Annotated in this window: 11 protein-coding genes; 9 read left to right on the top strand and 2 right to left on the bottom strand. The window is 65.6% G+C overall.

Annotation, left to right across the window (positions count from 1 at the left end; genetic code table 11):
* Window positions 1-106 precede the first annotated feature (106 nt).
* The 6 genes from DDT93_RS05460 to DDT93_RS05435 all read left to right on the top strand — a co-directional run bounded on the left by DDT93_RS05460 (window position 107) and on the right by DDT93_RS05435 (window position 8,723).
* Window positions 107-853 (top strand): RNA methyltransferase, encoded by a 747-nt coding sequence (locus DDT93_RS05460; RefSeq protein ID WP_109464808.1) that lies wholly within the window; start codon window positions 107-109, stop codon window positions 851-853.
* A gap of 62 nt (window positions 854-915) precedes the next feature.
* Window positions 916-2,067: a heme A synthase gene (gene ctaA / locus DDT93_RS05455; RefSeq protein WP_109464807.1), complete on the top strand. Its 1,152-nt coding sequence runs from the start codon at window positions 916-918 to the stop codon at window positions 2,065-2,067.
* Complete coding sequence (locus tag DDT93_RS05450; RefSeq protein WP_109464806.1) at window positions 2,068-3,537, top strand: carboxypeptidase M32; 1,470 nt, start codon at window positions 2,068-2,070, stop codon at window positions 3,535-3,537. It abuts the gene before it with no gap.
* Between the two features lie 500 nt (window positions 3,538-4,037).
* Entirely contained in the window at window positions 4,038-6,851 is a 2,814-nt protein-coding gene (locus DDT93_RS05445) for an Rne/Rng family ribonuclease (protein WP_109464805.1), read from the top strand.
* Between the two features lie 141 nt (window positions 6,852-6,992).
* Entirely contained in the window at window positions 6,993-7,847 is an 855-nt protein-coding gene (locus DDT93_RS05440) for a class I SAM-dependent methyltransferase (protein WP_109464804.1), read from the top strand.
* Window positions 7,848-7,970: 123 nt separating this feature from the next.
* Window positions 7,971-8,723: a cytochrome c biogenesis CcdA family protein gene (locus DDT93_RS05435; protein ID WP_109464803.1), complete on the top strand. Its 753-nt coding sequence runs from the start codon at window positions 7,971-7,973 to the stop codon at window positions 8,721-8,723.
* A 3-nt stretch (window positions 8,724-8,726) separates the two neighbouring features.
* Here the strand turns inward: DDT93_RS05435 and DDT93_RS05430 are convergent, their stop codons facing one another.
* Complete coding sequence (locus tag DDT93_RS05430; protein ID WP_109464802.1) at window positions 8,727-9,197, bottom strand: acyl-CoA thioesterase; 471 nt, start codon at window positions 9,195-9,197, stop codon at window positions 8,727-8,729.
* A 188-nt stretch (window positions 9,198-9,385) separates the two neighbouring features.
* On the opposite strand from DDT93_RS05430, the gene DDT93_RS05425 reads away from it, so the two are divergent.
* Entirely contained in the window at window positions 9,386-11,008 is a 1,623-nt protein-coding gene (locus DDT93_RS05425; RefSeq protein WP_109464801.1) for a long-chain-fatty-acid--CoA ligase, read from the top strand.
* Window positions 11,009-11,173: 165 nt separating this feature from the next.
* Here the strand turns inward: DDT93_RS05425 and DDT93_RS05420 are convergent, their stop codons facing one another.
* Complete coding sequence (locus DDT93_RS05420) at window positions 11,174-11,401, bottom strand: DUF1127 domain-containing protein (protein WP_109464800.1); 228 nt, start codon at window positions 11,399-11,401, stop codon at window positions 11,174-11,176.
* A gap of 96 nt (window positions 11,402-11,497) precedes the next feature.
* Here DDT93_RS05420 and DDT93_RS05415 point away from each other — a divergent pair, with 96 nt between their 5' ends.
* Together DDT93_RS05415 and rplM are read left to right on the top strand one after the other, a co-directional pair.
* Window positions 11,498-12,907: an aminotransferase-like domain-containing protein gene (locus tag DDT93_RS05415; RefSeq protein ID WP_109464799.1), complete on the top strand. Its 1,410-nt coding sequence runs from the start codon at window positions 11,498-11,500 to the stop codon at window positions 12,905-12,907.
* A gap of 161 nt (window positions 12,908-13,068) precedes the next feature.
* Complete coding sequence (gene rplM / locus DDT93_RS05410; protein WP_109464798.1) at window positions 13,069-13,527, top strand: 50S ribosomal protein L13; 459 nt, start codon at window positions 13,069-13,071, stop codon at window positions 13,525-13,527.

Raw genomic sequence — 13,527 nt, 5'->3', positions numbered from 1 at the left:
TTTCGCCCCATCTAGCGAATTCCGCGTGGCTTGCAAACCGGATTGCAATGCTTGCCCCCCGGGGCGGGGCGCTCTAGAGGAGTGGCGCCCAGACCCGGAGACCCCGATGCCGACAGACCAACCGCAACCCGCCTTCGTGCTGGTGCGCCCGCAGATGGGCGAGAACATCGGCGCGGCGGCGCGGGCGATGTGGAACTTCACCCTCGACCGGATGCGCATCGTGGCGCCGCGCGATGGCTGGCCCAACGAGAAGGCCGTGGTGATGGCCTCGGGCGCGGGGCGGCTGCTGGACGAGGCGCAGATTTACGGCACGGTGCCCGAGGCGCTGCAGGACTGCACCTATGTTCTGGCGACCACGGCGCGGCCGCGCGGGCTGACCAAGCCGGTACTGAGCCCGGAGCGGGCGATGCAGGTCGCCGCCGAGAAGATCGCGGCGGGCGAGAAGGTCGCCGTGCTGTTCGGGCCCGAGCGGGCCGGTCTGGAAAACGACGAGATCGCCCGCGCCAATGCCATCATTTCGGTGCCGGTGAACCCCGACTTTGCCTCGCTGAACCTTGGCCAGTGCGTTTTGCTGGTGGCCTACGAGTGGATGCGTCAGGTGGGCGAGGTCACCCATGACGTCACGCCGCTGGGCAAGACGGACTGGGCCACGGGCCTTGAGATCGACGCGCTGGGGGATCACTTCGAGGAGCGGCTGGAGGAGGCCGGGTTCTTCTTTCCCGAGCACAAGGCCGAGTCGATGAAGATGAACCTGCGCAATCTGTGGTCGCGGATGCCGCTGACACAGGTGGATGTGCGGATGCTGCACGGGATCATGCGGCAGATGGTCCGCTGGAAGGAACGCGGCGAGTAAGGCGGCTGGACGCCCGGGCGCGTCGCGCCTAGGGTCCGGGCCAAAGGCAACGTGAGGATCGCATGAGCGGCAAGCGCAGCATCTTTGAGGAGGTGGGCGAGGCGGGCAAGACCCGGCCAGCGGCCCAGACCGGCATGATCGACAAGGGACGGGGCGGCGCCCGGCGGGGCATCCGCATCTGGCTCTCCATCCTGTTTCTGATGGTGGTGGCGATGATCGCCGTGGGCGGGCTGACGCGGCTGACCGACAGCGGGCTCTCGATCACCGAGTGGCGGCCCGTCACCGGGGCGCTGCCGCCGATGAGCGAGGCGGAGTGGCAGTCCGAGTTTGCCAAGTACCAGCAGATCGACCAGTTCCAGTTGCTGAACAAGTGGATGGACCTTGAGGACTTCAAGCAGATCTACTGGTGGGAATGGTCCCATCGCCAGATCGGGCGGCTGATCGGGCTGGTCTGGGCGGTCGGGTTCCTCGGCTTTCTGGTGGCACGCAAGGTGCCGACGGGGTGGACCGGCCGGCTGCTGTTGATCGGGGCGCTGGGTGGCCTGCAGGGCGCGATCGGCTGGTGGATGGTCGCCTCGGGCGTGACCGAGGGTGAGGGGATGACCTCGGTCGCCAGCTATCGCCTTGCCACCCACCTCGGGCTGGCCTTCCTGATCCTTGGCTTCATCGCGTGGTATGTCTTTCTGCTGGGGCGGACCGAGCGTGACCTGATGCAGGCGCGCCGGTCAAAGGAGGCCAGGCAATACGGCCTGTCGACCGGGCTGTTGCACATGGTGTTCCTGCAGATCCTGATCGGTGCGCTGGTTGCCGGGATCGACGCGGGGCGCAGCTATACCGACTGGCCGCTGATGGGCGGGCAGTGGCTGCCGCCCAACCCGTGGATGGTCGAGCCCGCGTGGCGCAACTTTTTCGAGAACCCGGCGCTGGTGCAGTTCGTGCACCGCTGCTTTGGCTACCTTGTCCTGATCTTCGGGGTCGTGGTCTGGCTGCGGGGCCGTCAGAGCGCTCATCCGGCGACGCGGTTCGCCTTCAACATGGCCTTTGCCGCGCTCTGCCTGCAGGTGGTGCTGGGCATCATGACCGTGATCTACGCGGCGCCGCTGCATATCGCCATCGTGCACCAGCTGGTGGCCGTCGCGGTGTTTACCCTGATCCTGCGTGCCCGCTATCTCTCTGCCTATCCGGTGGTCGCAACCATTCGAGGAACCAAGTAAATGAGCGCCTTTGAAGACCTGATGGCCTATGTCGGCGAAACCACTGCCCTGGGCCAGATCGCGGGGCGGCTGGGCTGGGACCAGGAGACGGTGATGCCGCGCGGGGCTGCCGCGCAGCGCGGGGCCGAGATGGCGGCCATCGAGTCGGTTCTGCACGAGCGCCGGTCGTCGGCGCGGATCGGCGAATGGCTGGAGCAGGCCGAGGCGCCGGATGCGGCGGGCGCGGCGCAGCTGCGCGAGATCCGTCGGGCCTATGACCGTGCCAACAAGGTGCCGGCGGCCCTGGCCAAGAAGATCGCACAGGTGACTTCCGAGGCGCAGGGCAAGTGGGCTGCGGCCCGGGCCGACGAGGACGTGGCCGCGTTCCTGCCGGTGCTGGAAGAGGTCGTCGCGCTCAAGCGCGAGGAGGGCGCGGCGCTGGCCAATGGCGGCACGCTCTATGACGCGATGCTGGATGACTACGAGCCCGGTATGACCGGCGCCGAGATCGCCGCGCTGTTCGACGCGATGCGTCCGCGGCTGGTGGACCTGCGTGCCGCCGTGCTGGCCAAGCCCGCGCCGACCGGGGTGGTCGGGAGCTTTGACGAGAAGGTTCAGATGCGCCTGACCCGCAAGCTGGCGCGGACCTTTGGCTATGACATGAACCGGGGTCGCGTCGACAAGGCGGTGCACCCGTTCAGCTCGGGCTCGGGCTCGGACGTGCGGATCACCACGCGGACCAATCCGACCGATCCCTTCAACTGCATCTACTCGACCATCCACGAGACCGGCCATGCCTGCTATGAGCAGGGCATCGACCCGGTCTATGCCATGACGCCGCTGGGGCAGGGCGTTTCGATGGGCGTGCACGAGAGCCAGAGCCGGATCTACGAGAACCAGCTGGGCCGCTCGCGCGCCTTTACCGGCTGGCTGTTCGGCGAGATGACCGAGGTCTTTGGCAGCTTTGGCATCGAGACGGCGGATGCCTTCTACGCGGCGGTGAACCGCGTTCACAACGGCTATATCCGCACCGAGGCGGACGAGGTGCAGTACAACCTGCACATCATGCTGCGGTTCGATCTGGAGCGCGCGCTGATGTCGGGCGATCTGCAGGTGTCCGAGCTGGAAGCGGCGTGGAACGACCGGTTCAAGGCGGACTTCGGCTATGCGGTCGACAAGCCGTCGCACGGGTGCCTTCAGGACGTGCACTGGTCGGTCGGGCTGTTCGGCTACTTCCCGACCTACAGCCTTGGCAACGTCTATGCCGGGTGCCTGAACAAGGCGCTGCGCAAGGCGGTGCCGGGGCTCGACGACCAGCTGGCCGCGGGCGACACGCTTGGGGCGACCGGCTGGCTGCGCGAGAATCTGCAGCGCCACGGCGGGCTTTACCTGCCGCGCGAGGTGATCGAGCGCGCCTGCGGAGCGCCTGTTTCCGAGGCACCGCTGCTGGACTATCTCGACGCCAAGTTCGGGGCCATCTACGGGCTTTGAAAAGCGACGGAAAGCGCTGGAAATCCGCGGATCCGGGTTCGGGGCCTGCCAATCGGGGCGGGCCCTTCATCTTAGGGTTGTGTGGACAATTTTCCTGAAATGGAAACCTCCTATAAACTTGCCCATTGTATTTGGAGCAGGCATGGCCTTATGTAGTGAGACGGCCTCGTGTGCGGCAACCGCACCGGCCGCATGAGTTTCGCTGCTCCGGACAAGGTGTAGGACCAACCGGCACTCTCCGGGCAGGATGATTTGACCTCCAGAGGGGTCAGTGGAGTACCTCTCTCGCTCTTGCGGGCAGAGGAAAGAATGGGCAGGCCGGGTTTCCGGCGCTGTCGGAGAAGAACCGCGATGACGCGTGCGCGAGCGCTGAACAGCCAGGCAGGGGCCCCGAGGGGCACACCCTGCCGCGCCGCGTTGGATATCGCCCTCATCAGACACATCACTGTTCGTGCGGGCCCGCCAGGGCCGGCGAGGCAGCGCGTGTGCATCAAGGACACATGGCCAAGAAAATGCTTATCGATGCCACCCACGCGGAAGAGACCCGCGTCGTGGTGGTGGACGGAAACAAGGTCGAGGAATTCGATTTTGAGTCCGAAAACAAACGGCAGCTTGCCGGCAACATCTACCTTGCCAAGGTAACACGGGTCGAACCGTCGCTTCAGGCGGCCTTTGTCGACTACGGCGGAAACCGTCACGGATTTCTGGCATTCTCGGAAATCCACCCCGATTACTACCAGATTCCGATCGCCGACCGTCAGGCCCTGATGGAGGAAGAGCGCGCCTATGCCGAGGCGATGCGCGCGAAGGAAGAAGACGAAGGCTCGAAATCGCGCCGGTCGCGCAAGTCGCGCAGCGCCGCTGCCAAGAGCGATGACCCGGTCGAAACCCGCGAGGTCTCGGACGAGATCGGCGGGATGGAGACCATCGATTTCAACGAGGACGACAACGGCGACCTGGATGTGCCCGAGGGCACCTCGCCGATGGAAACCGTGGCCGAGACCCCGGTCGAAGAGCCCGGCGAAGAGGATCATGACCACGATCATGATCACGATCACCACCACGATCACGATCATGACGACGAGGACACTGGCGCCGACGCCAGCGACAAGGACGACAGCATCGAGTCGGTCGCCGAAGAGGACGACCACGAGGACATCCGTCCGCCGCGCAAACCGCGCCCCCGTCGCTACAAGATCCAGGAAGTCATCAAAGTCCGTCAGGTCCTGCTGGTGCAGGTTGTCAAGGAAGAGCGCGGCAACAAGGGCGCGGCGCTGACCACCTACCTGTCGCTGGCCGGCCGCTACTGCGTGCTGATGCCGAACACTGCCCGTGGCGGTGGCATCTCGCGCAAGATCACCAACGCGACCGACCGCAAGAAGCTGAAGGAAATCGCCTCCGAGATCGACGTGCCGAACGGCGCGGGCCTGATCGTGCGCACCGCCGGTGCCAAGCGGACCAAGGCCGAGATCAAGCGCGACTACGAATACCTGCAACGCCTGTGGGAGCAGATCCGCGAGCTGACGCTGAAGTCGATCGCGCCGGCCAAGATCTACGAGGAAGGCGACCTGATCAAGCGGTCGATCCGTGACCTCTACAACCGGGACATCGACGAGGTCTTTGTTGAGGGCGAGCGCGGCTACCGCATCGCCAAGGACTTCATGAAGATGATCATGCCGTCCCACGCGAAGAACGTGAAGCTCTACAACGAGCCGATGCCGCTGTTCGCGCGCTACCAGGTCGAAAGCTATCTCGGCGGCATGTTCAACCCGACCGTGCAGCTGAAATCCGGTGGTTACATCGTGATCGGCGTCACCGAGGCGCTGGTCGCCATCGACGTGAACTCGGGCCGGGCCACCAAGGAAGGCTCGATCGAGGAAACCGCGCTCAAGACCAACCTGGAGGCGGCCGAGGAGGTCGCCCGCCAGCTGCGTCTGCGCGACCTTGCCGGTCTGATCGTCATCGACTTCATCGACATGGACGAGCGCAAGAACAACGCCGCCGTCGAGAAGAAGCTGAAGGACAAGCTGAAGACCGACCGCGCGCGCATCCAGGTTGGCCGCATCTCGGGCTTCGGCCTGCTGGAGATGTCGCGCCAGCGCCTGCGCCCCGGCATGATCGAGGCCACGACGCAGCCGTGCCAGGCCTGCCACGGCACCGGCCTGATCCGTTCGGACGACAACATGGCGCTGACCATCCTGCGCCAGATCGAAGAGGAAGGCGTGCGCCGCCGGTCGCGCGAGGTGCTGGTGAAGTGCCCCGTCGGGATCGCCAACTTCCTGATGAACCAGAAGCGCGAGCACATCGCCCAGATCGAAGGCCGCTATGGCCTGTCGGTCCGGATCGAAGGCGACCCGCACCTGGTGAGCCCGGATTTCAGCCTCGAGAAGTTCAAGACCGCGACCCGGTCGATCGTGGCCGTGGCCGCGCCGGTGGTGTCTGTCGACACGACCCTGATGGACGAGGTCGAGGAAGCCGATCTGGAGATCGAGGCCGACGAGGACGAGGGCACCAGCGAGGAGGTCGCGGCCAGCAACGACGGCGACTCCAAGCCCAAGCGCAAGCGCCGTCGGCGTCGGCGCCGGTCCTCGCGGTCGTCCGCCGAGGGCGGTGAGGCCGGGAATGGCAACGAGGCCGATGCGGTCTCGGCCGAGGATGCCGGTGACGACGTAGACGGCGAGGACGCAGAGGCAGCGGCAGAGGTCGCCGAAGAGGCGCCTGTGGCGGAAGCCGACGCAGCTTCGGAAGAGGCCGCGGCGGAAGAGAAGCCTACCAAGAGCCGGTCGAAGTCCGGTCGCTCGCGCAGCCGTTCGCGTTCGAAGAAGTCCGATGCGGCCGAGGGAGCCCCTGCCGAAGAGGCTGCTGACGACGCGGTTGCCGAAGATGCGGCTCCGGCCGAGGCGGTAGACGCGCCCAAGGAAGAGGTCGCCGAGAAGCCGAAGAGCGTGCGCAGCCGCGCGTCGCGTAGCCGGAAGAAGGCCGCCGCCGCCGAGGAGGCACCGGCAGACGCGGTCGAGGCCCAGCCCGAGGCAGTGGAAGCCGTCGCCGAGGCGCCGGTCGCAGAGGAGGCTCCGGCCCCGGAAGCGGCAGTCGTCGAGGAGACCGTGACCGAAGAGGTTGCCGTGGTGGAAGAGCCCGTGGCCGAAGCCGCAGCCGAAGAGGTTGTGGCCGAGGAACCGGCTGCCGAGACCGAGGAAACCCCGGTTGCCGTGGCGACCCCCGAGCCGGAAATGGAGCCGGCCAACGGGGCGTCCGAACCGGCGGATGAGCCGTCCAAGCCCAAGCGGCGCGGCTGGTGGTCGCTCGGGTCCTGAACCCGGATACCATCCGACGCATCAGATTGAACAAGGCCGGTCCCGAGAGGGGCCGGCCTTTTCCGTTTCCGGCTGGTCACTGTCCGTGCTTGCGAAAATCCGCCGATCGCGTCACAATTTCGTTTCATTGGGGGGGAGTCTATGACCGAGACGAACGCGATCGGGCGCGACTTCTGGAATTCATCGGCCGGACGCAGCTGGGTCGAGCAGGAGGTCTTGCTCGACAGCATGAACATGCCTGCGGCCCGGGTGCTGTTCAGCTCGGCAGGTCTTCTGCCGGGGCAGCGGGTCGTGGACATCGGCTGCGGTGGCGGGGCGACCACCCTTGCCGCGGCCACTGCCGTCATACCGGGCGGGGTGGCCTACGGCTACGACATCTCCGAGCCGTTGGTGAAGCGGGCCCGGCAGCGGGCGGCAGAGGCCGAGCTTGACAACATGATCGTGGAACTGGCCGATGTGCAGGGGCTGACGGTGCCTGACCACCTGCGGTTCGACATCGCCATTTCGCGCTTTGGGGTGATGTTCTTTGACGATCCCGTCCGCGCCTTTACCAGCATCCGGAACCTGCTGCGGCCCGGCGGGCGCCTGTCCTTCGTCAGCTGGGCGGGGCTGGAGCACAACCCGTGGTTCCGCCTGCCGATGGAGGCTGCCGTGGCGCGCCTTGGGCCTGCGCCGCCGGTGGATCCGAACGCGCCCGGGCCGCTGGCCTTCCGCGACCGGGGGCGGGTCGAGGATATCCTCGAAAACGCCGGGTTCCGGCGCATTGCGTCCCGTGCGACCGATATCGAGCTGCCGATGCCCGGCGGTGCGGAGGCCGGGGCGGCGCTGGCCCGTCATGTGGGCCCGGTGGCGCGTCTGCTGAAGGCGCGGGGCGGCACCGAGGAGGACCGGGAGGCGATCTTTGCCTCGCTCGGGAAACGGCTGAAGGCCTTTGAGGTGGACGGCGAGCTGCGGATACCGGCCCGGATCAACCTGTTCGAGGCCACCGCGCCCTGAAGCGCCCTAGGCCCGAGAAACCCTTTGACCACATCGGCTTGTTTCAAACCGTCCACGCGGATGTGACCATTCGTCGTCGCGCGTGGAGGTGACGGGCCCCGCGCGATCGCCTAAGAGCGTAACATGTTCGGGATTGATCTTATCGACGCGGGGCTGCTGCCCGGGATGATCGTGGCGCTGGCGGCCGGGGTCATCAGTTTCCTGTCGCCCTGTGTGCTGCCCATCGTGCCGCCGTATCTTGCCTACATGAGCGGCGTTTCGGTTCAGGACCTTGGCACCGGGCGTCAGTCGGCCATGCGCGCCGTCGTGCCCGCGCTGTTCTTCGTCATGGGGCTGTCGACCGTCTTTCTGCTGATGGGCTTCGCGGCCTCGGCCATCGGGGCGGCCTTTCTTCAGTACCAGGACTGGTTCAACACCATTGCCGGGATCGTGGTGATGATCTTCGGAGCCCATTTCGTCGGGGTCTACCGGATCGGGTTTCTTGACCGCGAGGCGCGGCTCGATGCGGGCGACCGGGGCGGCTCGGCCTTTGGGGCCTATGTGCTCGGGCTGGCGTTTGCCTTTGGCTGGACGCCCTGCATCGGCCCGCAGCTGGGCGCGATCCTGTCGCTGGCCGCCTCCGAGGCCTCGGTGGCGCGGGGGACGTGGCTGCTGGCGGTCTATGCCGCCGGGCTTGGCATACCGTTCCTGCTGGTCGCGGCCTTTCTGCCCAAGCTTGGCGGGTTGATGACGTGGATGAAGCGGCACATGGAGCAGATCGAGCGGGTCATGGGCCTGCTGCTCTGGACCATCGGCCTGCTGATGCTGACCGGTGGCTTCTCCAGCTTCTCCTACTGGCTGCTCGAACACTTCCCCGCGCTGGCGACGCTGGGCTGAGGCCTAGCGTTCGTCGACCGCGCCATCGCGTTCCACGAAAACCTTGCGCAGCTCGTCGGGGATTTCCATCCGCGCGCTGCCGTCCCGCGTTGCCATGACCATCACCACGCTCATCCGCGCGCGCATGTCGCCGGACCAGAGCTGCTGGTCGAGGGTATAGGAGCTGTTGCGGAAGGCCGAGACGCGGCAGGTGACGATGTAATCCTCGCCCATCAGCATCTCTCGGATGAAGCGCAGCGAGAGGCTGTGCACCATGAAGCGCGGGCGCTGGCCGAGGGTCGGCAGCATGAACCGGTCGGAGTAGCCGACACGCGCGGACTCGAACCATGTCATGTAAGCCTTGTTGTTGACGTGGTTCTGCAGGTCGAGTTCGGCGAAGCGCACCTTGTCGGCAAGGGCGAGCGGCTGCGGGTCCGACAGGCCGTGGGCGATCTGCTCTTCGGGCGTCAGCGGGGTGTGATATCGGATTTCCATGCCAGATTGCTAGTTTAGGCGGGAAAACGCCGCAACGGCATTCTTGCAAAACACCGTTCCGACATGCAGATTCAGAGGCGGGAAGGAGCCGGGGCCTCGGTGTCCGGAAAGGACGGGAGGCCACCAGTTTCAGCGATTCATACTCTGACGGCGGGACACTCCCGCCCGAACTCTACAAGGAGCCTGCCATGCTGGGGCAGATGATGCACAAGCCTTTGTTGATCTCTTCGCTGATCGACCACGCGGAACGCTATCACGGAGATACGACGATCTACTCGGTGGAGACCACCGGAGGGCTGGAAGAAACCAATTGGGGCCAGGTGGCCGTGAATTCGCGCAAGCTCGCCTCGGCGCTGAGCAAGCTGGGTCTCGGCAACTTTGCCCGCTGCGGCACGCTGGCGTGGAACAACCGCCGTCACCTCGAGATCTATTACGGCGTCTCGGGCGCCGGGTTCGTCTGCCACACCATTAACCCGCGCCTGTTCCCGGAACAGCTGGTCTATATCGCCAACCACGCCGAGGACCGCGTCCTGTTCTTCGACAAGACCTTTGTGCCGCTGGCCAAGCTGGTGATGGCGCAGGCCGAAGGGATGCAGCACCTGATCTACATGGGGCCGCGTGACGAGGACGTTGCCGCGCAGCTGCCGGGCGTTCTGTTCTACGACGAGTTCATCGAGACCGGCGATGCCGATTACGAATGGCCGACCTTTGACGAGAATTCGGCCTCGAGCCTCTGCTATACCTCGGGCACCACGGGGCACCCGAAGGGCGTGCTTTATTCCCACCGCTCGACCGTGCTGCACGCCTTTGCCTCCAACACGCTCGACTGCGTGGGCTATGCCGCCGCGGACGTGGTGATGCCGGTGGTGCCGATGTTCCACGTCAACGCCTGGGGCTCGCCCTATGGCTGCGCCATGTCCGGTGCGCGCCTTGCGCTGCCCGGGCCGGGGCTGGACGGCGAGAGCCTGGTGAAGCTGATCGACAAGTGCGGCGTGACGCTGGCGATGGGCGTGCCGACCATCTGGCTGGGCCTGCTGGGCTATGCCAAGAAGTCGGGCTCCAAGCTCGCCTCGCTGAACCGGACCGTGATTGGTGGCGCGGCCTGTCCGCCCTCGATGATCGACACCTTCCGCGAGGAGTTCGGGGTCGAGACCATCCACGCATGGGGCATGACCGAGATGAGCCCGCTCGGCTCGTCCAACCGTCCGCTGGCCAAGCATGGGTCCCTGCCGGTCGAGCAGCAGCACAAGCTGCGCGAGAACCAGGGCCGTCCGCCGTTCGGTGTGGACCTCAAGATCGTAGATGACGAGGGCAACGAGCTGCCGATGGACGGCACCGCGCAGGGCGACCTGCTGGTGCAGGGGCACTGGGTGCTCGACAGCTACTTCCGCATGGAAGACGAGGGCGTGCTGCACGACGGCTGGTTCGATACCGGCGACGTCGGCACGCTGGATCCGAATGGCTACCTGACCATCAAGGACCGCTCCAAGGACATCATCAAGTCTGGCGGCGAGTGGATTTCCTCGGTGGAACTGGAGAACATCGCCGTGGCCCACCCGAAACTCGCCAACGCGGCGGTGATCGGCGTGGCGCACCCCAAGTGGGACGAACGCCCGCTGCTGGTGGCCGTCAAGGCCGAGGGTGCGGAGCCGAGCGAGGAGGAGCTGCTGGCCTTCTTCGACGGCAAGATCGCCAAGTGGCAGGTTCCGGACAAGGTGGTCTTTGTCGAGGCGCTGCCGCTGAACGCGACCGGCAAGGTGCTGAAGCGCAAGCTGCGCGAGGAGTTCGGCGAGATCCTGATGCCGGCGTAAGGGCTGGAACCAGAGCATTCGGAACGGGGCAGGGGAAACCTTGCCCCGTTCTGCATTTGGCGGGCTGGATGGCGGCCAGCAGTGGCGGCTCGCCCCCTAGGGCACACGACAAAAAAGGGCCGGAGCGATGCCCCGGCCAGGTCGTCTGTTGCCAGACAGGGATAACTACCCTTGGAAGAAGTACTTCTTAACCTCTTTGCGCGCCTCCGCGTGCGTCAGGCCGATGTCCTTGAGCAGGTATGGGTCAAGGTCTTTCAGCTGGCGTCGGGTTCGGCTGCGTTGATCCCATTCGGTCAGCTTCCCGGCCACGCGCACGGCTACTGCGGCGAGCAGCGGCAGGCGGGGGCTTGCGCTCATCATCAACAGGCTCTGCGTGGTCAGGGAACGTGTCATGTTGGGATCCTTTCACATTGTATTGACACATTTGGAAATGTTCTGGTAGTTGATCGGTACAATTAAAAGTGACGTAAAGTCCAAGGGAGAATTGTGTTGAGTACAATTTGGCCGGAGTCGCTGCCGCAGCAGGGCCCCAAATACCGGGCGCTCGCCGATGCAATCCGTGCCGCCATTGGCGATGGCAAGCTGAAGACAGGGGAAAAACTGCCGCCTGTACGGGATCTTGCCTATCAACTCTCGATTACTCCGGGCACCGTGGCGCGGGCCTACACCATCCTGACCGACGATGGTGTACTGAGGGGCGAGGTCGGGCGTGGTACATTCGTCGCGCCTGTCCGCCTGCCTTCCGAGTCAAAGACGGTGCTGGGCGATGACGTCTGGTCGCGCTCGATCGAGCCGCAGGATGCGGACGGCGTGAACCTGTTCAGTCCGCGGACACCGGACGTGGGGCAGGTGGCCGCGATCCGGGCTGCGTTGCAGCGGGTGGCCGAGAGCGATCCTTTCATGTTGCTGAACTACCCGACCCGCGACAGCTATCGCCCGGTGCGCGAGGCGGTGGTGAACTGGCTCAAGGACATTCCGCTGGGGCAGATCGACGAGGACGAGGTGGTGCTGACCAACGGCGGGCAGAACGGCATCTGCACGGCGATGGAAACCATCCTGCGGGGGCCCAAGCCGGTGGTTCTGGTCGAGGACCTGTCCTATGCCGGGTTTCGCCGCGCCTGTGACCTGCTGCGGGCCGAAGCTGTCGGGGTGGCGATGGACGAGCACGGGGTGCTGCCCGAGGCGCTGGACGAGGCGGCGCGGCGGACCGGGGCGCAGGTGTTCTGCACCACGCCCGAGGTCCAGAACCCCACGGGAGGGTTCACCCCGCTGGAGCGGCGGCGCGAACTGATCGAGGTGGCGCGGCGGCACGACATGCAGATCCTCGAGGACGACTGCTACCGGGTCGGGACCAACCGTGCCCCGAGCTATCGCGCGCTTGCCCCCGAACGCGGCTGGCACGTTTCGACCCTGTCCAAGGTGCTGACCCCGGCGCTGCGCGTCGGCTTCGTGCTTGCCCCGCGCGAGCGGAGTGCCGACCTGCGGCGATCGGCGGAATACGGGTTCTTCGGCCTGTCGCAGCCGATTGCCGAGGTGACGCGGATCCTGCTGTCCGATCCCTCGACCCGCGTTCTGTGTGACCGCGTGCGCGAGGTGACGGGCGACTATGTGCGCCTTGCGGTCAATGCGCTGGGAATGTTCGACCTGTCGTGGGACCCGGAGGTTCCGTTCCTGTGGCTGCGCTTGCCCGCGGGCTGGCGTGCCGCCGCCTTCTGCCGCACGGCGGAACGGCAGGGGGTCCAGATCCGCTCGGCCGACGAATTCGCCCTGCGGGACGGCCGCGCGCCCCATGCGGTGCGCATCGCGGTCAACTGCCAGGTGTCCAAGGCCTCTTTCGAGAGCGCCATGTTGCGGTTGCAGGCCCTGCTGAACAATCCGCCCGAGCAGATCAGCGTCTGAGTGTGGGGTAAAATAATACCTATTTTGCAAAGCATTGTTTTTGCGTGATTTATTAGGATATGTCCCGCTTGACGCGTCCTGCGACCGCGTTTAGACACCGTCCATCGAATTTCGGCGCGTGATCCGTTGCGCGCCATTCACGTCAAACGGGAAGATCCGTCATGAAAACCTTTTCTGCAACTCCTGCAGAGATCGACAAGAAATGGATCCTGATCGACGCCGAGGGCGTCGTTCTGGGCCGTCTCGCCTCGATCATCGCCATGCGCCTGCGTGGCAAGCACAAGGCAACCTTCACCCCGCACATGGACATGGGTGACAATGTCATCGTCATCAACGCCGACAAGGTGCAGATGACCGGCAAGAAGCGCGAAGAGCACTTCTACTGGCACACCGGCCACCCGGGCGGGATCAAGTCGCGCACCAAGCAGCAGATCCTCGAGGGTGCACACCCCGAGCGCGTCGTGATGCAGGCCGTCAAGCGCATGCTGCCCGGCAACCGCCTGTCGCGCCAGCAGATGACCAACCTGCGCATCTACGCAGGTGCGGAGCACCCCCACGAGGCCCAGAGCCCCGAAGTTCTGGACGTGAAGTCCATGAACAAGAAAAACACCCGGAGCTGA

The organism is Albibacillus kandeliae (assembly GCF_003116585.1).
GTDB lineage: Bacteria > Pseudomonadota > Alphaproteobacteria > Rhodobacterales > Rhodobacteraceae > Albibacillus > Albibacillus kandeliae.
This window is presented reverse-complemented; position numbering and strand designations above follow the sequence as displayed.

Coding starts and splice junctions, on each gene's coding strand:
- DDT93_RS05460 (WP_109464808.1), top strand. CDS start 107: ATGCCGACAGACCAACCGCAACCCGCCTTCGTGCTGGTGCGCCCGCAG.
- ctaA (WP_109464807.1), top strand. CDS start 916: ATGAGCGGCAAGCGCAGCATCTTTGAGGAGGTGGGCGAGGCGGGCAAG.
- DDT93_RS05450 (WP_109464806.1), top strand. CDS start 2,068: ATGAGCGCCTTTGAAGACCTGATGGCCTATGTCGGCGAAACCACTGCC.
- DDT93_RS05445 (WP_109464805.1), top strand. CDS start 4,038: ATGGCCAAGAAAATGCTTATCGATGCCACCCACGCGGAAGAGACCCGC.
- DDT93_RS05440 (WP_109464804.1), top strand. CDS start 6,993: ATGACCGAGACGAACGCGATCGGGCGCGACTTCTGGAATTCATCGGCC.
- DDT93_RS05435 (WP_109464803.1), top strand. CDS start 7,971: ATGTTCGGGATTGATCTTATCGACGCGGGGCTGCTGCCCGGGATGATC.
- DDT93_RS05430 (WP_109464802.1), bottom strand. CDS start 9,197: ATGGAAATCCGATATCACACCCCGCTGACGCCCGAAGAGCAGATCGCC.
- DDT93_RS05425 (WP_109464801.1), top strand. CDS start 9,386: ATGCTGGGGCAGATGATGCACAAGCCTTTGTTGATCTCTTCGCTGATC.
- DDT93_RS05420 (WP_109464800.1), bottom strand. CDS start 11,401: ATGACACGTTCCCTGACCACGCAGAGCCTGTTGATGATGAGCGCAAGC.
- rplM (WP_109464798.1), top strand. CDS start 13,069: ATGAAAACCTTTTCTGCAACTCCTGCAGAGATCGACAAGAAATGGATC.